Raw genomic sequence first — 20555 nt, 5'->3', positions numbered from 1 at the left:
CCTATATGGCGAAACAACTTTACATTTTTGCTGGTGTAGATGGAGCTGGAAAATCGACTTTTTATGTAAATCAGCTTTATAAAGATGGCTTTTTTGGAGCTAGGATAAACCCGGGCGAAATAGTCAAAGAATTTGGCAACTGGAAGAGCCAAAAAGACCAAAATAGAGCCGCCAAAATCGCACTATCCCTAAGAAAATCGTATCTAAGTCGTGGTATAGATTTTAATATAGAAACGACTTTAAGCGGACACGGGATAATTAAATTTATTAAGCTTGCCAAAGAAAAAGGCTATCACATCACGCTTTTTTACGTGGGGCTTGATAGCGTGGCGCTTTCAAAACAAAGGGTGGCTATAAGGGTAGCCAAAAACGGACACAGCATCGATGAAGCTGTGCTGGAGCGCAGATACTCGCAGAGCTTTAAGAACCTAGCCATCGCTCTGCCCCTGTGCGATGAGATATTCTTTTATGATAATTGCGCTCATATAGCAAACGAGCAAGACCAGCAGCTGTCAAATTTAAAGCTGGTTGCCGTTAAGAAAAATGGCAAAATAGAAAAAATCCTAGATGAAAATGTGCCGTGGTTTGAAGGCGTGGTTAAAGATATTTAGGCTCTGTTTTAAAAAAGCATTGCTTTCTTAAAATTTTAATTTGGTTTTGGCAAGCCAGTATCACGTATATGAGCGGTCTTAGTGCCGATTTTTGCGCTAAGCCACTTCGCAGTGCTAAAAATCGTGCCAACATTGCTTTGCAATGGTGGTAATGCCTTATACTACTGGCACGAATCAGGGGCGCTGCACTTGCTTTAGTGCCACTAAAAAGCAATACTTTTTTAAATAGGGCTAATATTTAAAAATAGGGTGGAATTTTGGCTATTTTTAAGTTTTGCAGAAGCTTTGGCTGGGCGGTAAATTTCGCAGACGACTTTACAAAGCGGTTAAAATTAAGCACATAGAAATTTAAAACAAGGTCAAAATAACCTTTTTATCGTATTTTGCTACTACTAGGTTTTGCTAGAAATGATTAAATTTATCTCTGCTTTAGCTTAGAAGTGCTAGCTTAGCCAAAAAGTTAGAAAAAGGTAAATATTAAATCCTAGCCCCAAAAATAGGGGCTAGCAAGCCATTAATGGCAGCTTCCGCAGCCGCAGCCGCCACTTGATTTTAGCGCTTCAAACACCGCATCGTAGTTTGGCTCTTCTGTGATTTCAGGTACGATTTGTTTATGGATTACCACGCCGTCTTTAATGACAAAAATCGCCCTAGCCAGCAAGCCCTCAAGCACGCTATCACCGATAAGTACGCCGTAAGCCTTGCCAAACTTCGCACCCCTAAAATCGCTCGCTACAACCAGGTTTTCTATGCCTTCAGTCGTGCAAAATCGTCCCATCGCAAAAGGCAAATCCATACTCACCACCACAACTTCAACGCCAGGCTTTGAGGCTGCTTTTTCGTTAAATTTGCGTGCCTCAGCTGCACATACGCCAGTGTCAAGCGATGGCACTACGACTACGACTTGAGTTTTGTCGCTACCGCCGATTGTTACCACGTTTAGGTCTTTGCCGACTACTTCGACTTTTGGTGCGACTTGTCCGACTTCGACGCTAGTGCCTTCTATTTTTACAGGCGTTCCTTGAAATGTTGCCATTTTTTCTCCTTTTAGTAAAAGTTTGATTATACTAGCACATTTTTACTTAAACAGACAAGTTTAGTTCTTTTTACAAACAGGCAAAGTCTGCGTGAGAATGTCGTGTAGGTTCATCTTATCTCGTCTAAAAAACGCTAGCATTAGCCCAACCACGCTAGCACCTGCTAGTGCAAAGCAGACAAATCTCAAAAATGCACGGAAAAAGCTCACTTTTTTGCCAGATTTTATGTCGATTAGATACATTTGCTGGGCTTTGTAGCCTGGGGTTTGTGCGCTTATGGAGTAAAATGCGCTAGCAATCACACCAAAAAGAGCCTGGCATATAAAAATGGCGATCTGACTGTTTAAAAACTCGCTTTTGCCGCCTAAAATAACGTACGTGGTGATGTATAAAATCGGCATAAGGATTATAAACATATCTATGATAAATGCCTTAACTCGGCTAAAAATAGGTGCTGGCAGGGCTTTTTGTCTTGACATTTACTTCCTTTTTTGTCAGTATTTTATCAAGTTTGGGCTTAAGATTTTGACTTTTTAAATTTATTGCTTGCGTATTCTAAACCACTTAAATTTTTAGTTTGGTCTAATTTTAATGTGAGATTGTTTTGATTTGTAATTTTAAATTTATTCCGTGCCTTCTATGTTAAAATGGCACTTTATTGTATTTTTGATTGACATTTGGATATGTTTTGCAGTTTTTTGGCCTAGTTTTGCGAGTTTTTCTTTTGAAGTACGGCTTGACTGCTAACCTAGTATAATAATTAAATTTAGTTTAAATTTAAGACTTTTGGGCTTTATTTTTTCCTTTAAGTTTACTAAAGATATAATTTATTTATGAAAAATTTAAACTTATCACTAATACTTGCCATCTGTTTAGCTGGCTGTGGTGGTGGGGGTGGTGGAGGCGGGAGCTCACCAGCCCCAAGCTATCAAGGCAGCCAAGCACCAAGTCCAAGTCCAAAACAGAACAAGCAAGTACCAAGCCCAAACCAAGGTAGTCAAACCCCAAGTCCAGCTCCAGCTCCAGCTCCAAGCCAAGGCTCAAGCAGGCCCATAGTTTCGCCAAATCCTAGCGCACCCATCACGCAGCCCATAGCACCGCCAGTTTCGCCTAAGCCCAGCGCACCCATCACTCAGCCTATCATATCGCCAACTCCGATAAATCAGCCCGGGCTTGTAAATCCAGCACCAAGCTCTTCGTCAAATTTGAATAGCTATATACCATTTAGCAGGACACTTTTTAAAAGTAATGACGCAGCCTTAAACCCAGTAAAACCCTCCACTCCGCTATGGTCTAGCACGGCTAGTTTGACTAGCCCAGTGCCAAGTTCGCAGACTGACCTAAGCAAAAGAGCCGACTCTCTACTTAGCAGCGTGGCAAGAGACGATATGGCGTCTAGAAACAGACGCTCGACCGCGGAAAGCTACATTTCTGCTGGAGCTAGGATACCGGTGTATAAAAACTCAATCCTTTCTGATTATGACGGCATAAAAATCCTAGCTAGCACAAATGCCCTTAGCCAAGAAGCTGCGATAGTGCAAGTAGATGACTATGCAACGCTAGATAGTAAGCTTAGATATGGTGCTTCAAGGATACACGAGCTTTTTGAATTCAATGTCCTCTCTCGGCTACAAAGAGACAAGCGAACCGACCTAGACGCCAATGTATGGCTAAACCCAGCTGGCATAGCCTACAGCCTAAACGCTTACGCTCCGCTTTATGATGCGATTAGCGGGCGAGTTTTAATAGCTGATACTGCTATTACAAATAGGCTTGGGCTTTATTATGGTGCGTTTAAGGGAGGGGTAAATTATTACTACAACGACCTTGGCGTTGCAAAATTTGACGCTCCGACTCACGGCGATATAGTTTCAAATGTTATCATCGGCGATATTGGGACAAATTTACCAAAAGAATATTCGCAATACGATTTAAAGCTTGATTTTATGAGAGATAATGGCTGGGTGGCGTTTTTAGGAATGCACGGAACATATGATAATAGGCGTATAGATGATGATTTTATACGCTCAGAACTATTTTATAACATAGTAAATAATAATAAAATAGGCGTTTTAAGCTTTTCTTATGGATACTATATGACTATAGATGAGCTTAGAAAGGGATATAGAAGCGACTCAAACGCAAAAGCTTTGGCTAAATATTTAAGAGAAAATGATCTTTTTGTAGCTATATCCTTGGGAAATGGCACTTATGATTTTAATCAAGGCAAAAGAAATCAAGTGCCATTAATTGCCCATTATGAACAAGATAAATATCCAGAGCTAAATCGCCAGCTAATTGCCGTAGGTGCAGTAGAGGCAAATGCAAGCATTGCTAGATACTCCTTTAAATGCGGAGAATTTAAAGATTTTTGCTTGGTGGCTTATGGGGATACGTATTATCACGATAAGGTAGAGAATGCCTATCACGTCGAACAAGGCACATCTATGGCAGCGCCATACGTGGCTGGTGCTGCAGCACTGGTGCGTAGCGTGCTGCCCTTTCTTGACGCTCACGGAGTGCAGCAAGCCCTGCTAACGACGGCAAAGGATCTGGGCGATAAATATACCTACGGCTGGGGACTTATCCAGCCTCACCTTGCTATATACGGGCCGGCTCAGTTTTGGGGTGAGGATTTTGTGGCGGATTTAGATCATAACCTAGATAAAAGAGCTGGCAGGGCTGGCGAGATATTTAAATTTGCTAATGACATTAGCGGCAATTATGGGCTAATAGTCGTCGGCAGCGGCGAGAATAATGCCCTCTCCCTTTCAGGGCTAAACACCTATAAGGGCAGCACTCGTGTGGGGCAAGGCGGCGTGCTAAATATAGACGGCATCCAGACTAGCTCAGATACCATCATTGCAAATGACGGCACACTTTACGGCTCTGGCGTGCTAAAGGATGTCTATAACAAGGGCGTGCTAAATGCCTACTCGATTTTTTCAAGCGCTAAATTTAATCCAAATGCAAATTTAAACGAAGAGCGAAATAACCGCTCTATGCTAATTGCGGGCAACTTTACGCAAGAAGCTAACGCAAAGCTAAACGTCCTGCTGGGCGAGCCCCTAGCCGTAGCAGGCAGTGCTAGCCTAGCAGGCACGCTAAATATCGCAGGTATAAAGCACGCTTATGCCCTTAAAAATGGCAGCGGCTTTAGTCTAGCCGAAAACGCCCTAATCGCAAAGGGCGGCATTACAGGCGGCTTTAGTGCCACGACGCAGAGTATGAATGCGGCGTTTTCAAATTTAAAAAGCGAGAAAATTAGCTTTAGCGTGAGCGGACAAAACTACGACGCCATAAAGGTAAGTATGGACTACGCAGGTGATAAGGCTATGCTATCTAATCTAGGGCTGGCACACGACGCAGCCGCTAGTGCGGGGGCTACGACGCTACGGCGTGCAATACGCTCTGTGGCTAGCGATGAAAATGGGGATGGTTTAAATTTAACCCCAGCTAGCAGCGGCTTAGCTAGAGTTGCGGCTAATGATACGGCTACGCCTGCTAGTGCTGGCTCTGTGGTTCTATCTAGCGCGTCAAGCCCTAGCACCACCGCTTTGCCAAGCACAGCTTCTGCTACGTTAACCCCAGCTAGTAGCGGCTTTGGCTTGCTGGCTAGTGCTTTGCCCTTAATGAGCGATAGCGAGCTTAGAGACTTGCTTCTTAGCCTAGGCGGAGAGAGACAAGCGAAGTCCTATCAGCGAGCCAGCAGGGCTAGGGCGTATTTTGGCGCACTCGATGACGCTAGTGCGATTAAGCCATTTTTAAGCGAGCTAAAAGCCAGCACGCAGTGGCTAAGCAGCGGTAGCGTCCGCAGCCTGCAAGCTAGCCTAGCTAGTGAAAATGTGGGGCTAAGAGCGAGCGTGCGAGAGGGCAAGATAGATGAGGCTAGAGTGCGTGGGCTGGGGCTTGGCGTGGGCTTTGGACAGACTTTTAGGGCGGCTGTTTTGGGCGATTATACGGACTATTTTGACAAGACGCTAGGAATGCACACTCATAGTTTTAGCCTGCGTGCGGTGGGTGGAGCGAGCTTTGAGGCTTTTGGAGCGAGCGTTACGCCTTTTGCTAGCGTTGGGTTTGGGCTTGATAGGGTGCGGTCAAACCGGAGCCAAAGCGTAAGTAATGGCGTGTGGCTTGATACCCTAGCTCAGAAAAAGCACAGGCGTGAGCTTGGTGTGGGTGTGAGCGTGGGACTTGGAGGGCTTGAGGCTGGATATGCGGTGTATAGGCACTTTGGCGATAGTCCTAGCGAGCTAAAGGGCAGGCTAAGCGATGGGGTTAACGAAGTCGCTGCTACGCTTAAAACCACACCAAAGAGCAATCTAGGCCAACAGCTGTGGCTGGGATATTCTAAATCGTGGGGCAGTGTCGCGGCTAGCGTGCGTGCGATTAGCGATTTAAAGGGCGAAAATGGCGCTAGAGTGGAGCTGGCTTATAGATTTTAGGCTGGTTTTGCGTTTTAGCGCTGGCTTGCCTAAACGTGCCACCTAATGCGTGAGCGGATTTGACTTTTTAAACAATACTAACGCTTTAAAAATTTAAAAATAAGCCTTGTACCATGCGTTAAGTGGGGCTTGTCGCTCGTATAAAAGTAGCGAGTGTTTTTGGATTTTACACCAAAGCCTTGCCACGCTTTTAACTCGCTTCGACGCCGTGAAGTGTTACGGATACTGGTGCGAATTAGCGGTGTGTGTTATGGTTTAAATTTTAAATTTGTTAGTGAATTTTATCCTGCGTGGCTTTGCTTTTGTGATTCTGCTCTTTTGGTTTACCTATCGTTTTGGCGTTTTGTGCTAGCAAATTTTAAAAACTAGCCAAATTTAAATTCACCCCCCCCCTCCCTACTTTTTGCAAACTAAATTTATCCAAAGCCCCCAAAATTGTGCGATTTTGCCTAGCCCTTTTTAGCAAAATAAGGCTATAATGCTCCTAGAATTTGACAAAACAGGGCGTTAAATGGCGGATAAGTTTAAAAACCAAGTGGCTTTGGTGCTTGCTGGGGTGGTGCTGATGAGCTTTGAGGGGGTTATTATCAGGCTTAGCGGTGGGGATAGCTTTGGTTTTGCGGTGGTTTTTGGGCTGGCTTTTGGGCTGGCAAATCTTGCGATTTTAGCCGTTAGTAGGGCTGGGATTAGGCGTAGCTTTGGCTTATCTGGCATGGCTGGCTGGCTCGCTGGGCTGGCTATGGGATTATCAAATTTAAGCTTTTTTACCGCAGTTAAGCTCTCTGGCATAGCCCTACCTACGCTCGTGCTTGCCGCTACTCCTGTTAGCTGTGCGGTGATTAGCTGGCTGTGGCTGGGTAAAAAGACGAGCCTAAGCGTATTTGTAGCAGCGTTTTTTGTAGCGGTTGGGCTGGCTGTCATAGTAGGTGGAGGGCTTGGCGAAGTGGGCGTGATGGGGCTGGTGGCTAGCCTTGCTTGCCTTTTGTTCTACTCGCTGCTTTTTGTGGTGTGGGCGAGCTTTGAGCGTGTGAGTTCGGCAACGACGGCAGTTATTGGCAGTGGCGTGCTTGTGGTTTTGGGTACAATTGGGCTATGGTATGAGAGTGAGGATTTGGGTCTTAAAGTCATAGCTGGTAGAGCTAGCCTAGGCGAGATGGGCGAAAAATTTAGCAAAAATGGCTGGGTTTTTCCGCTAGATGGGCTTAGTGTAGGCGGATATTTTATAGCTAGCAAAGGCGTGGAGGCGCTTTTTGCGCAAATGCCTGATAATTTAAGCGTGTATGTTCTTAGCAGTGCTAGTAGCGATAACACAGGCGAGCATTCGCGCTTGGATAAGCTTAATAAATGTAAAATGGGTATAAAAAGCGATTTTATTACCTTTGGCTACTTAAAGCCATGGCACAGCTTTGATTTGGCTAATCTCTGTGGGTTGGTAGCGCAGGCTAATTTGCCACTGGCTAGGCTTAATAGTGTGGTTATTAGCCCTAGTTTTAGTGTGTTAGAGCATGCAAGTGATAAAGATAGTAAGGAATGGTATTTGTGGCTAGATGGGCTTAAAAATATCACAAAGACGCAACATGCTTTTGGAATTAGTGGACTGGGGCTTATTATTTTTATGGGGCTAGTGCTTACGCCGATTTCTAGACTTTTGCTTAGACGTGGAGCTTCTGGGCTAGCACCTGCATTTGTGGGGCTTTTGCTGATCCTTGAGAGCGTTTTTGCTCCGCTTTTTGGCTGGGCAATTTTGGGTGAGGTGCCGACATTTGCTATCTTTATCGGTGGAGCAATCATTCTATCCGCCGTTGCCATAAACACCCTGTGGCTGGCTAAAAATTAAGTATAAATTTAATCTCAAGCCATCTAAATCAGCTAGGCTAAAATTTAACCTAATATTAAATTCTCGCACCGATATATTGCAATTTAGGCTATCTTTAATCAAATTTCTTGCTTTTCTTTGTCATCTTGCAAGCCCAGCTAAAGGCTGCCAGATTAGACTAGTCGCAGGCGCAAAAATCCTAATAAATTTAAAGCCTCGCTAAAGTCTTTATTGGTTGTGTCATTATTCTTTTAAAAACACCATAGGTGGCGTGTAAATACCGTCAAGCTCTAGTACGGCCCCAGCCCAGCTAAGACCCACACCAAATCCAGCCATAGCTACGCTTAGGCGTTTATCCTGTTGTAACCCCTCTCCTATGGAGTGCGTGATGATAGCTGGTATGCTAGCACTGCCTAGGTTGCCGTACTGGGCGGTTAGCCCTTGTGGGATTTGCTCCTCGCTAAAGCCAGCGCTCTTTGCGACTTTGTTTAGCATAAATTCATTCGCCTGATGAAGCAATAAAAAATCGATCTCATCTGCGCTTTTGCCAGCACTTTTAAGAGTGCGGCTAAGTAGCGGCGGCACACAGTGAAGCACAAAATCAAATACCCCAGCTCCGTCCATATACATGTCGTTCATGCTTCTTAGATTGCTTGCTTCTAGTATGCGCTTGTCTTTAAAAAAGCTGCTACTAGCGTTGCGAAAGCCGCTATTTGGGCGGATAATGGTCTCAAATTTCTCCCCATTTGAGAGTATCTCAAAGTAGCTTTCGCTCTGGCTTTTTTCTATCACAGTAGCGCTTGCACCGTCGCCTATTAGCGGGGCTAGATTGGTGTCGCTTTGGCTTATGGTCCGACTTATCGTATCGCCTACTAATAGCAGTACCTTGCTTGCTGCACCACTTTCGATGAGGCTAAATGCAAGCCACAGCCCATACACATAGCCAGCGCAACCTTGATTTACGTCAAAAAAGCTACATTCTTCGCTTAATCCCAGCTTGCCGTGTAGATAGGCTGCGTTTGATGGCATCATAAAATCAGGCGTCTGCGTAACGCAAATGAGTGCGTCTATGTTATCTTTTTCTATGCCGCCATTAAAAAGCTCGGTAGCAGCTGCATGACTTAAATCGCTTGCGGTGGTGTATCCTCGGACTATGTGGCGCTTGTCTAGCTTTATGGTTTTTATGATTTTTTCTAGCTTCTGCCTATTTCCACCATAAATTTTATCGCACTCATCGCGCAAATGCACGCTAAACTCGGGCACGCAGGTGGCGACCGCGCTTATTTTTGCTTTTGTAAATTTTACGCTACTCATTTTTATTTTTCCTATGACTTTGTGCTTTGACATTTTTGTTGCACGCCTTTGTAGAGCATGGCTTTAAAGTGTCTTTTAAATTATAAATTTATTGTGCTTTTGTTTTGCTTTTAGGCAACCTTTTGAGCTTAACATAAAATCAGCTCCGCTTATATGGATTGCTTCTTTACTTAGTAAAAATATTGAGAGCTTAGCTACATCACTAGCGGTTATTTCTCCAGCTTTGTTTGGTGATTTTATAAAGCCAGGCGAGATTGTGTTTACTCTTATATTTAGCCTAGCAACTTCTTTTGCAATCACTCTAAATGCTGCATTTAACGCGGCTTTGCTTGCGGTGTAGGCTGTTGTGCCTATTATGCTACGGTATGCGGCTAGGCTTGATATGGCGACTATGCTTTTATTATCTCCGTCTAACACCCTTCTATCACACAGCCCACTTGCAAGTGCTAATGTGCTGAATAAATTTATCTGAAATATCTGTTTTGTTTTTATTATAAAATCACCCGCTGAAACTGGCACATCATCCATCACGCCAGCGCTTAGTACTCCACCAGCTAATCTGCCGTACTTTTTACTAAGTTCTAATACCCACTTCTTTTGGGTATTGACGTTTTCTAAAAGCTCTTTTGGCTCATGGATTAGTCTAGTTTTTTCGCTATCATTTAGGCTAGATTTTAGTTTATTCAAGCCACTTTCGCTACGATGTACCGCTATGACACTAGCACCTGATTTTATAATAGAGCGAGCGCATTCAAGTCCTATGCCACTACTTGCGCCAGTTACTAGATATAGTCCGCTAAGCGTTGATTTTGCCATTTGCTAGATTTATTATATCAGCTACATTTTGACACTCTTTGAGAGTATTTGGTTCTATTCTAATTCCAAAATGCTCGGCAAAAAAGCTCATTAAATTTAAATATGCAAGCGAGTCCCACTCTTCTAAATCAAAAAGCCTTGTGCTCTCACTCACACTCTCATCGCGTTGTAAAAGCTCGCAAAATGCGACTAAAAATTCATCTTTTTTCATAGATTTCTCCTTTAAATTTTAAAATTACAAAAAGCATTTTTCATCTTTTTTAAGCTTTTTTATAGTTTTTTTGAAATGCTCTTTTGCACCATAGCTAGCGACGACTACATTTTTTATTTTGGCGATTTTATAGCTTTTTAGGCTGCGTTTTATGTAGTTTTGTGGTCTTGCGATGCTTGGTGTGTCGAGTTTACGTGCGAAAAAGATGTTTAGATGTGGTGTTTTTTCATCATTAATCTGCAAAATACCTTTAAATTTCTTGTCAAATCTGTAGCTTACCCCTGCCATTTTTTCGACATGGTGAAATAGTGTGCCACCTATTTTATCATCTCCTAACAACAAGACCTTGCCGTTTAGGGCTTTAAAGGCGGCAAAAAACCCATCCTTGCCAAATGTATCATGGCTGTTTGCGCGCATTAGCCGTTCTGAATTTTTGCCTAGTAGAGCATGGGAGAAGTTTGCATCAAATGTACGATGTGTGGCGTAATTTTTGCGAATAAATTCATTCAAAGCACCCATTTTTGAGTAGCTCATAGTTGGATTATAGATTTTATTTTCGCAAAAACTATAAGTGTATGTTGGTGCCACAAGTGTGCCAGTTTTGCCTATGGCATTAATGATTTCATTTGCTAGAGTTTTTAGGTACTCTTTAGCAGGCAGTAACGGACTTCCTAGATGAAATATTTCAGAGTGTATTAATACCGTATCGCCAGATTTTATCCCAACTTTTTTAATAAGAGTTTTAAAGTCGCTTAGGTATAGGATTTTACCGTTGGCTAGTCTTGAAAGAGCTGTTCTACCCCCCCCCTGTGCCTATTTTACGCATTTTGCGTAGGTTTAAATTTTTCATTTTTTGCCCTATGTTGTTTAAAATTTAATCAATATTGTTATCAATGGGTTTTTCACATTCTTATTCCACATTTTCGGTCTCCGCTCTTTTTAGCCTGACTTTTAGCGTCTTTATCGCAGTGCCTTCCATTTTGCGTACTTCATAATAGCAGTTTTCATCCTCAACCCTATCTCCCGCCACAGGCAGGCGGCCGATGAGATTAAACACATAGCCGCCGATGGTTACCTGCTCGGCTTCATTATCAAAGCCCACGCCTAGGATTTCAGCCGCCTCTTCAAGCTCGTAGCGTCCACTAAACTCATAAATATCATCGCTTATCTTGCGGTAGCCGCTCTCGGCTTCATCGTGCTCGTCGTTTAGATCTCCCAGTATCTCTTCGATAATATCCTCCATCGTAAGTAGCCCCGCCGTCCCACCATATTCATCCATCACAAGCGCTGCTGAGATTTGCTGCTTATTCATCGTTAGCAGCACCTTTGAGATTGAGAGATTTTCAGGGACGATGACAAATTTACGCACGATATCATCAAGAGTTTTGCTCTTTTTCTCATCAAAATGCAGGCTCAAAATATCCCTAATATGCACCATTCCGATGATGTTATCCTTGCTGCCGTCGATGTAGGGGTAGCGTGTATATTTGCTCTCATAAACGAGCTTTAAATTCTCATCAAAGCTACGCTGCTTGTTTAAACAGACCATATCCTTGCGTGGCGTCATTATCTCCTTTGCCACCGTGTCGCTAAAATCGACGGCATTTTTGATTATCTCGGTTTCAAAGCTATCGAGCACGCCGCCTTTTAGGCTCTCGCCGACTATGATTTTTATCTCCTCTTCAGAGTGGGCTATCTCGCTCTCCTTAGCTGGCTTAATCCCCAGCAGCTTTAGCCCAGCCGCAGCAAGCAGGTCAAAGGTCTTAATCACAGGAGAAAAAACGAGCCAAAAAAGGTGCAGTGGGCGTGCGATTTTAAGCACGCTAGACTCGGCTTTGGCTATGGCTATGCTCTTTGGCACTAGCTCGCCAAGGACGACGTGAAGCAGCGTTATAAGAGTAAATGCGATCGCAAAGCTAACGGAGTGCAGGGCTAGGTCGTTGCCGTTAAAAAGCGGCGCGAGTGCCTCGTCAAGCACCCTTGCGATGGCTGGCTCGCCTATCCAGCCAAGCGCAAGCGAGCTAAGCGTGATGCCAAGCTGGGTGGCGGAGAGATAGGTGTCTAGGCGGGAGGTCATATTTAGGGCTAGCTGAGCGTTTGCTACTCGCTCTTTGATAAGCTCTTCAAGGCGACTGCGACGGACTTTGACAAGGCAAAACTCTGAAAGGACGAAAAAGGCGTTTAGAAAGATAAAAAAGACAGCTAGGGCTATCATAAAAAGCGAATTGTCGCTACTGGGGTGCAAGTGTGTATCCTTTGTGTGATAAATTTGGTGGCTATTATAGCAGATTTTTGGTGGAATTTAAAGCTAGTGGCCTGCGTTTGTTTTGCTTGCTTTGGCTAGGTGGGGGCAAAATTTGTCAAAAAGTGCAAGGAATTTGCAAATTTATTCTACGTCTGTTTGCAAGAAATTGACTATAATTTTGTAACCAAAATCAAAGGAGCAAAAATGCAAAAACTAAAAGATAAAGTCGTAGTGATAACTGGGGCTAGCTCAGGCATAGGCGAAGCCACCGCGCATGCACTAGCCAGCCAGGGCGCAAAGCTAGTCCTAGCCGCACGCAGAGATGAGCGGCTAAAAGAGATAGCTAGCGCCATAAAAGCAAATGGCGGCGAGGCCTGCTACCTAGCCACAGACGTAGCAAATGAGCAAGCAAATAAAGCCCTAGCCAGCTTTGCACTAAGCCAGTATGGGCGCGTTGATGCGGTGTTTTTAAACGCAGGCGTAATGCCAAACTCGCCCCTAGCTGCGCTTGAAGTGAAGAACTGGGATTTGATAGTCGATATTAACATTAAGGGCGTGCTTTACGGCATAGCGGCGTTTTTGCCGATTTTTACGCAGCAAAAGAGCGGACACTTCATAGCCAACTCATCAGTAGCAGGGCTAAAGACCTACCCAGGGGCGGGGGTGTATTGCGCTAGCAAATGGGCGGTAAAAGCGCTAATGGATAGCCTACGAATGGAGAGCGCTGCAAGCGGGGCGAACATAAAAACGACCACCATCTACCCAGCCGCCGTGCATTCAGAGCTAATAAGCCACATCACAGATGAAGCGACCAAAGATGGCTACGCCGCACTTTATAAAGCCCACCAAATCCCAGCCGATAGGGTGGCTAGCGTGGTGGCGTATGCCCTAAGCCTGCCAGATGATACGAGCGTGTGCGATATGGCTGTCACGCCAGTAAATCAGTCATGGTAGCGATTATGTGGCGGTTTGTTTTGGCGTTTTTGGCTTGTTTTACTTTGGCTTTTGGCGATGAAGTGCCTGTTTTAAATTTATTCAAGCTTGGTGTGGGTGACGCGCACGAGTTTAAAAGCGTGGCAAGGCACAATATCACGACTTCAATTGCAAGCAAAAATGACGCAGAAGCGATGTATCTAGGCTTTGAAAATAGCGGCAAGAGTGCTTACATAGCCGAGCTTTATGCTGGCAAAGCAGAGTATGAAAATCACCTTCGCTCGCCCCAGTATCAGGAGTTTTTAAAGGCTGCGCCAGTGATTTTAAAAGGCGAAAAGACTAAATTTAATCTTGTGCCACAAATCGTGCTGCAAAAGCCCTTTGCGCAGGAGGCTAGCACGATAGTAAATCTAGCCATCATCGAGCTAAAAGATGGCTACGAGCATGCTTTTAAAAGCGTGGTAGTGCCTGAAATGAAGCAGGCTTTTAGCCTTGAAAGCGGCGTGCTGGCGATGTGGGCGGCAAGCGATGAGAGCGAGCCAAAGCGCTGGTATTTTTTTGAAATTTATGCGAGCGAGCAAGCGTATGAAAGCCACAGGCAGACGGAGCATTTTAAGCTTTACATAAGCCAAAGCAAGGATATGGTAGCGAGTAAGAAGATTATCAAAATCAGCCCATTTTTGCTACAAAATAGGGGCGAGTTTAAATTTGAAAAAGGACAAAAATGAAAAATGTTTTAATCATCTCGGGACACCCAGATTTGAGCAAATCAGTCGCAAATGCGGCGATTTTAGCCGAGCTAGCTAAGCTTAGTGGCGTGCAAATCCGAAATCTAGGCGAGCTTTATAAGGACTATAAAATCGATGTGCCAGCCGAGCAAGAAGCCCTGCTTTGGGCGGATATTATCGTCTGGCAGTTTCCATTTTACTGGTATAGCCTGCCTGCAATTATGAAAAAATGGCTCGATGAAGTTTTCACTCACGGCTTTGCACACGGCTCGGCGGCACGCCTTGGCGGCAAGGAGCTAGTCGTCTCATTTAGCACAGGCGCGCCTGAGGCGGTGTATAAAAAAGATGGCTTTTTAGGGCACGATATGAATGAATATTTGGTGCAGTTTGAAAGCACGGCAAAACTTTGTAATTTAAATTTACGCTTTATTAAAATCCTAAACGGCGTAAGCTACGTCGGCAGGGACGAAGCAGCGGCAAAATCGCAAGCCCAAATGGCCAAAGCCTACGCTGCCGAGCTTATAGCGCTCATTGAAAGCTTAAGGGGCTAGGCGTGTATATCATTAGCATTAAAATCAAAGCTGAGCTTTTAGACGAACAAAGGGCGGCGGAGCTTTTGGCGGCTCATAGGCAGTGGTTTACTAGCCATTTTCAGGCTGGGGATTTTCTGCTTTTAGGGCCTTACCTAGACGAGCAAAACGCAGGCGTGATAATCGCCAAAGCCCCAAGCAGGGCAGCACTTGATGAGATTATCGCAGGTGATGTTTATTATCCAGAGCTAGCTGAGTATGAAGTCAGGGAGTTTCGCGCGGCGATGGCGGTAAGTGGGCTTAATGAGTGAGATTTTACGCAGCGCTAAAAGCCAGCTTGAAGCCGCTTTTAGTGGCAATGGGCTAATACAAACGCCAATAAAGTGGCTTAGCGTGTATAAATTTGACGCCGACACCGCTTTTAGCGGAGTGTATGAGCCGTCGCTTTGTGTGATACTAAGTGGGAGCAAGTCCGTGCAGATGGGTGCTTCGCAGGCGGTTAGCTACGCTTGCGGCGATGTGCTTTTTGTCGCTACGCACCTGCCCTCGCTCGTGCGCATAAACGCCCCATATCTAGCGCTAAAAATCACCCCCAGCCCCCAAGCCATAGCCAGCGTGCTAACTAGGGTAAAGCTAGACTTGCCAGCTAGCCAAAGCCAAAATGCCGTCGTTAAAACCGAGCTTACAGACGAGCTTATTAGCGCGGTATCTAGGCTTGTTGGCTCGCTTAAAAAGGACGCCGCGGCTAGGGATTTTCTAGCTCAGCTTGTGCTTGATGAGATTATTTTTATCCTGCTAAATAGCCAGGCTAGCTCGCTTTTAAAGAGCGTTTTTGCAATGGGCGGCGTGGAGGCAAAAATCGCAAGGGCTAGCAAGATAATAAGCAGCGAGTACGCCAACAAAATCGACCTAGCTAGGCTTTCAAGGGAGCTTGATATGAGCCAGTCAAGCTTTAACTCACACTTTAAGCGTATCACCACGCTTACGCCTGCTGAGTTTTTAAAACGCACCAGGCTTTTAAACGCCAAAGAGCTGCTAAAATCGCAACGCCTAAGGGCAAGCGACGTGGCGTTTATGGTGGGGTATAATAGCCCGTCGCACTTTAGCAGGGAGTATGCTAAAATGTTTGGCGCTACGCCTATGGGGGACGCTTAAATTTGGCTCATTTTGATAAAACTCCTACATTTTTGCGTCTAAATCGACGTGGCTAGCTCGTATCTTATCACGCCGCTTTGGCTTTGTGGCTTTAAATTTAAGCCCTATGCCACTTGCTTTTGTGTGGTTTGCTAATGACTTGCCACCACTAGTTGGGTTTAAATTCCAAAGCTCTCCACAAAGTCCCAAAATAGCCCCCCACATTTACCATTTATTAAGCAAATTCTAAAAAAAGGGGAGGGGTAGAATAATTACAAACTAATTAGCTTTAAATTTGACCCAAAGGAGTAACGATAGTGTTGGAATTTTAAAATATGGTGCAAAAATATGTGATACAAAAATAAATGAAATTCCAGGTGCTTTTCGCGAAATCAGAGCTTCTGCTTGCCTTTTTGCTGGCAATGGTGCTTTAAATTTGAAAGATTTTAAAAAATCTGCTAAATATTATAAAAAAGCTTGCGATGATAAGTCTATCCCAAAATATAGTGCTTGCTTTCTTGGTGGGCTATTTTATGTAACAGAAGAGCTTAATAACAAAAAAGAAGGTGCTAGAATGCTTAAATTGGCTTCTAAAAACGGAGATAGTGAAATAAAAGAAAATACCCACTCTGTTTTTGATAGACTAAATGCAGGCTTGCCGATTTATTTGCCAAAATAATAAAATTTTTTAGCATTGGATATTTCGGCACTATAGGCTAATCAATATTAAATTTCTTTTTGACTGGCTTTGGGTTAGCTAAACTTACCCCAGTGCCAGCCTTACAGCTGCTTCGGCGTGGATTAGCGTCGTGTCATATAGCCTTAGCGGTGTATCAGGCGCACTTACAAGCAGTCCAATCTCCGTACATCCCAGTATCACGCCATCTGCTCCAGCCACGTCAAGCTGCCCAATAATGCGGACAAACTCACGCCTTGAGCTTTCCTTTATCTCGCCCTTACAAAGCTCGTTAAATATGATATCATTTATCAAATCCACATCCGCACCCTCTGGCACGATCACGTCTAGCCCTGCCCTTTCTAGCTCGCCCTTGTAAAAATCCTGCGTCATCGTGTATTTCGTGCCAAGCAGCCCCACACGGCGCACGCCGTCTCGTTTTATCCGCTCGGCGGTAGCTGTGGCGATGTGCAGGAGATTTATACCGTTAGCGCTTAGGATGGAGGCAATTTTGTGCATAGTGTTAGTGCAAAGTAGCACAAAATCAGCCCCAGCCGCCGTTACTTGCCTAGCCGCATCTAGTAGCACCGCCCCCGCTTCGTCCCATTTGCCAGCACGTTGAAAGCTCTCAATGGATGCAAAATCCACGCTATATATCACGCACTTAGCCGAGCTTAGCCCGCCAAGCCGTGCCGCCACGCCCTCGTTTATCGCTTGATAGTAGGTGATGGTGCTTTGATAGCTCATGCCACCGATTAGTCCGATTATTTTCATGTGTGTTCCTTACTTGCTTATACCCATTTTTATAGGGATAAATTTATCCTGCTTTACTGGTGCGTTTGTATCGATTTTGCTTTCGATTTTTATGTTGTCTTGGCTTATGCCAGCTTCTAGGAGCATTGATTTTACGGCGTTTGCGCGCTCTAAAGCTAGATTTTGCAACTCTTTTAGGTCTATTTTTTTAATCTCGTTTTCTATCTCCTCTTTACTCGCTTTTTCGCCTAATTCGCTTAGCACCATAGCCTTTGCGTCTGCATTTGGATTAAATTCTGGTGTTATTGTGATTTTAAAGCCCTTTTCCTCGGCTATTTTTTTAAATTCAGCAGCCTTTTCGCTCTCGCTTTGAAGCATTTGTGCACTTCCAGCGGCAAAATCTATCGATGAGAGCTTGCTAGCGTCCATTCCTAGGGCTTTTCCGATGAATTTAAACGGTGAAAACACCACATCAGTTAGCATTTGAGTGATTGCTTGCACCACGACGCCAGCAAAGTGAAAGCTAGGGTCATTTACACTCGCGCTAATAGGCAGACTTATGTCGATTTGGTTTTTAAAATCTCGTAGTATTGCCAGCGCCATATCAAGCGGCAGGCTCACAGCGTCAGGACTTGGCACGCTTTTGCCTAGGACTAGATTATCCAGATTTAGGTCGTTTGAGACGTTTAGTGCGCCTTTATTTATTTTTACTTGAGTAAACAGCGTCGCAAGCCCTGTGTCTATATCTCTGCCTAGAAATTTCGCGCTATATGGGCTTAGGCGCTGGAGGTTTAAATTTTTTAAGTTTATCTTAAGCTCAGTATCTTCTTCTATGTCTGTTAAAAGCGCCTTGCCATTTATGCTTAAATACGCATCATTTGCGTTTGCGCTTAGGCTTATGGGTGCTACTTTAGTGAGTGCTGTGGCTGAGGCGTCTAGCCTATTTATCTGGGTTTTAAAGCCCACTGTTTCGTCAGAAAATGAGACTTTTGCGTCATTTAAACTTATATTTTTTAGCTCGAGCTTTAGTTCCTCGTCCTTAGTTTCTGGCTTGCTTTTGGCTGGAGTTTTTTCGTTTTTTTGCTCTTTTATGAGTGCGGCTAGGTTTAGTTTGCCGTCTTTTTGTCTTATGATGTCTGCTTTTACAGATGAGATTTTAAGCCCGTCTAGACTTAGGCTATTTTGTGTTAGTACTAGGCTTTGTAGTGCGATTTCATCGACTTGCAGGCTTTTGTTTGAGTTTTCGGTGAGACTTATGTCATTTAGGTTGGCTTTTGAGTGCAGGCTGTATTTTTCGCCATTTAGCGTGATGTTTGAGGTTAGTTTTAGCCTTCCTTTTCCGCCTAGTTGCGCATTTAAAAATGGCCTTGCGTATGCATAATACGGGCTTATTATGATACTTGGCGCATCAAGCTTTAGCTGCGCTTTTAGTGGGCTTATTTGAGCCGTACCAGAGACATTTAGGTCTGTGAGAGCATCTTTTGCGCTTAAGCTTAGATTAAATCTATCATTTAAGCTAAAGTTTTTTATTTTTAAATTTATCCTGTCGTTTTTTAATGTAATACTTTCGCCTTTAAATTTATGCGCTAAATTTATTGAAGCTTCATTTAATGCAATGTTTTCTATTTTTAAATTTATCGGTGCTTTATCACTAGGGCTTTGTGGATTTTTGCTGGCTTTGTTATTGCTTAAAGCCTCAAATATCGGCTCTAGCACGCTTAGTCCGCTATCTGTAAGATCACTTTGAAAGCGCATCTTATCAAGCGCCACATCGCCTATTTGCATGGTGTTTGGATTGGCTACGATTTGGCTTATGTTTAGCACATCAAAGCCATTTTTACCAGAGCCAAAAAGCTCAGTTTTACCCACGTTTATACTTTGAGCATTTAGTGTATTTTGGTTTAAATTTATCGAATTTATCGCTATTTTGCTAATGTCTGCTAGGCTTGATTTATTTGCAGTGGCAGCTACTGCGCTAAGCTCTAGCTTGCCCACACTTGCGCTTAAGCTATCTTTTATATTAGCTGCTATTTGGCTTAAGCTTATCTGTTTCACGTTAGTGCTAAATACCCCACTTTGCGCATCCAGTTCAGATAGCGCTAGCTCATTTATGGTTAGCAAGCTTTGGCTATTTTTCATGTCTAGCTCGTAGCTTATGACTTTTGCCATGATGTCTGTTTTTGCGTTAGTATCATTTTGTTTTAGGCTGAGTCCCAAAATAGCCATTTTGCCGATATTTAGACTGATTTTATTATCGTCACTTTTTAGCTCTAGCTCCTCGCCTATCTCAAAGCCACTAAAGCCTATTTTTACCCCATCACTATCAACCGTGCTTTTACCTAAATTTATAGATTTTAAATTTACCTGTGCACCCTTGCTAGAAAATATTAACTCCTGTGTGGATGCGTTATTTTCGTAGTTTATATTGTCTAATTTAATGCTATTTTTATCATCATTGTATTCTACGCTTGCGTCTTTTATGTTTAGTCCATTTAGCCTGATTTTGACACTACTTGGCTCGCTTTTTTCATCGCTTTTGCTTTTATCGCTCGCTAGCTGTGCAATGTTTGAGCCTTTTCCTAGTTTCACATTTATTTGTGGTTTTTGAATATCTAGTGATGTTATGTCTATCGTTTTTTGTAAAATAGGCAAAAATGCTATATTTAGATAAATTTTATCCGCCACAAATATAGGCTCATTCGTGCCAAACTCCACTCCGTCTGCGTTTAATTCTAGGCTTAGTGGATTTAGCTTTATCTCGTTTATTTTAAAATTTATACCATTTTCTTTTAGCTTGTCTGGGAGTATGTTTTTTACGATATACGGCACTCCCCAAAATCCAAATATCACGTATATAATAAATAATGTAAGACAAATTGTGGAAATTATCTTGATTTTTTTCATTTTGTATCCTCAAAAACTTTGCTATTTGAAATTATACCAAAAATTTATTTTTTATTTTTTATTTGAAATTTGTGTATCCTCATAAAATTTTAAGCCCCCCTTAAGCAACTCTCTTATATAATTCCAGCTCACGATTTGAGAAACCACCTTTAACTTTCTAACAGTTAATAAAGCTTTTCTTTACTTTACCCTTTACTCATTAAAAGCTCTTTCATAAGCTTTTATGATTACAGGCTTTAATAATAAATCGTTGTTCTATAATTTAATAGTGTTAGTATTTAAATATTTCAATAGTCAATCTTTGAAATCTAAACAAGTGATCGATTGAGCCAGACTTATTTATTATTTATGATAATAAGTCTAAAACAATGAAACAATTTATTTTTTAAATAAATTAAATTT

19 protein-coding genes are annotated in these 20555 nt (G+C 43.2%); 9 read left to right on the top strand and 10 right to left on the bottom strand.

Annotated elements, in window-relative coordinates; genetic code table 11:
* Positions 1-5 precede the first annotated feature (5 nt).
* A complete protein-coding gene (locus LBC_RS08545) occupies positions 6-611 on the top strand; it encodes a zeta toxin family protein (protein ID WP_221254011.1) in 606 nt (201 codons plus the stop codon).
* Positions 612-1125: 514 nt separating this feature from the next.
* Here LBC_RS08545 and tpx read toward each other — a convergent pair.
* Positions 1126-1647: a thiol peroxidase gene (gene tpx / locus LBC_RS08540; RefSeq protein WP_221254010.1), complete on the bottom strand. Its 522-nt coding sequence runs from the start codon at positions 1645-1647 to the stop codon at positions 1126-1128.
* A 60-nt stretch (positions 1648-1707) separates the two neighbouring features.
* Entirely contained in the window at positions 1708-2127 is a 420-nt protein-coding gene (locus LBC_RS08535) for an RDD family protein (protein WP_221254009.1), read from the bottom strand.
* Between the two features lie 354 nt (positions 2128-2481).
* Here LBC_RS08535 and LBC_RS08530 point away from each other — a divergent pair, with 354 nt between their 5' ends.
* Together LBC_RS08530 and LBC_RS08525 are read left to right on the top strand one after the other, a co-directional pair.
* On the top strand, positions 2482-6093 hold the full coding sequence (locus LBC_RS08530; protein ID WP_221254008.1) for a S8 family serine peptidase: 3612 nt from the start codon (positions 2482-2484) through the stop codon (positions 6091-6093).
* 511 nt (positions 6094-6604) lie between these two features.
* Complete coding sequence (locus LBC_RS08525) at positions 6605-7930, top strand: hypothetical protein (RefSeq protein WP_221254007.1); 1326 nt, start codon at positions 6605-6607, stop codon at positions 7928-7930.
* Positions 7931-8152: 222 nt separating this feature from the next.
* Here the strand turns inward: LBC_RS08525 and LBC_RS08520 are convergent, their stop codons facing one another.
* The 5 genes from LBC_RS08520 to LBC_RS08500 form a co-directional block, all read right to left on the bottom strand.
* Positions 8153-9256: a 3-oxoacyl-[acyl-carrier-protein] synthase III C-terminal domain-containing protein gene (locus LBC_RS08520; RefSeq protein WP_221254006.1), complete on the bottom strand. Its 1104-nt coding sequence runs from the start codon at positions 9254-9256 to the stop codon at positions 8153-8155.
* A 42-nt stretch (positions 9257-9298) separates the two neighbouring features.
* Positions 9299-10039, bottom strand: coding sequence for an SDR family NAD(P)-dependent oxidoreductase (locus LBC_RS08515; protein ID WP_221254005.1), 741 nt, complete (start codon positions 10037-10039; stop codon positions 9299-9301).
* Positions 10020-10250 carry an acyl carrier protein gene (locus LBC_RS08510; RefSeq protein ID WP_221254004.1) on the bottom strand — a complete coding sequence of 77 codons (231 nt, stop codon included), beginning with the start codon at positions 10248-10250 and terminating at the stop codon, positions 10020-10022. Before LBC_RS08510 ends, LBC_RS08515 begins: the two co-directional genes overlap by 20 nt.
* 24 nt (positions 10251-10274) lie before the next feature.
* On the bottom strand, positions 10275-10946 hold the full coding sequence (locus LBC_RS08505) for an AAC(3) family N-acetyltransferase (protein ID WP_260173477.1): 672 nt from the start codon (positions 10944-10946) through the stop codon (positions 10275-10277).
* 214 nt (positions 10947-11160) lie between these two features.
* Positions 11161-12495, bottom strand: a complete 1335-nt coding sequence (locus LBC_RS08500) for a hemolysin family protein (protein WP_221254003.1) — start codon at positions 12493-12495, stop codon at positions 11161-11163.
* A gap of 204 nt (positions 12496-12699) precedes the next feature.
* On the opposite strand from LBC_RS08500, the gene LBC_RS08495 reads away from it, so the two are divergent.
* Genes LBC_RS08495 through LBC_RS08475 form a run of 5 tightly spaced genes read left to right on the top strand, consistent with a single transcriptional unit; the run spans position 12700 to position 15841 of the window.
* Positions 12700-13449, top strand: coding sequence for an SDR family oxidoreductase (locus LBC_RS08495; protein ID WP_221254002.1), 750 nt, complete (start codon positions 12700-12702; stop codon positions 13447-13449).
* A gap of 5 nt (positions 13450-13454) precedes the next feature.
* Complete coding sequence (locus tag LBC_RS08490; RefSeq protein ID WP_221254001.1) at positions 13455-14156, top strand: putative quinol monooxygenase; 702 nt, start codon at positions 13455-13457, stop codon at positions 14154-14156.
* Positions 14153-14707 (top strand): NAD(P)H-dependent oxidoreductase, encoded by a 555-nt coding sequence (locus LBC_RS08485; protein ID WP_221254000.1) that lies wholly within the window; start codon positions 14153-14155, stop codon positions 14705-14707. Before LBC_RS08490 ends, LBC_RS08485 begins: the two co-directional genes overlap by 4 nt.
* Positions 14708-14709: 2 nt before the next feature.
* Positions 14710-14997, top strand: coding sequence for a YciI family protein (locus LBC_RS08480; RefSeq protein ID WP_221253999.1), 288 nt, complete (start codon positions 14710-14712; stop codon positions 14995-14997).
* Complete coding sequence (locus tag LBC_RS08475) at positions 14990-15841, top strand: AraC family transcriptional regulator (protein WP_221253998.1); 852 nt, start codon at positions 14990-14992, stop codon at positions 15839-15841. The genes LBC_RS08480 and LBC_RS08475 overlap by 8 nt, the downstream gene beginning before the upstream one ends.
* Positions 15842-15865: 24 nt before the next feature.
* Here LBC_RS08475 and LBC_RS08470 read toward each other — a convergent pair whose 3' ends face one another.
* Entirely contained in the window at positions 15866-16045 is a 180-nt protein-coding gene (locus LBC_RS08470) for a hypothetical protein (protein WP_221253997.1), read from the bottom strand.
* Between the two features lie 70 nt (positions 16046-16115).
* On the opposite strand from LBC_RS08470, the gene LBC_RS08465 reads away from it, so the two are divergent.
* Positions 16116-16499, top strand: coding sequence for a hypothetical protein (locus LBC_RS08465; RefSeq protein ID WP_221253996.1), 384 nt, complete (start codon positions 16116-16118; stop codon positions 16497-16499).
* 84 nt (positions 16500-16583) lie between these two features.
* On the opposite strand, the gene LBC_RS08460 is transcribed toward LBC_RS08465, so the two are convergent.
* On the bottom strand, positions 16584-17270 hold the full coding sequence (locus LBC_RS08460) for an aspartate/glutamate racemase family protein (protein WP_221253995.1): 687 nt from the start codon (positions 17268-17270) through the stop codon (positions 16584-16586).
* 9 nt (positions 17271-17279) lie between these two features.
* On the bottom strand, positions 17280-20153 hold the full coding sequence (locus LBC_RS08455) for a DUF748 domain-containing protein (protein WP_221253994.1): 2874 nt from the start codon (positions 20151-20153) through the stop codon (positions 17280-17282).
* Between the last annotated feature and the right edge of the window lie 402 nt (positions 20154-20555).

Source organism: Campylobacter sp. 19-13652, assembly GCF_019702925.1.
GTDB lineage: Bacteria > Campylobacterota > Campylobacteria > Campylobacterales > Campylobacteraceae > Campylobacter_A.
The sequence above is the reverse complement of the archived record's forward strand: the minus strand, read 5'-3'. Positions and strand labels throughout refer to the sequence as shown.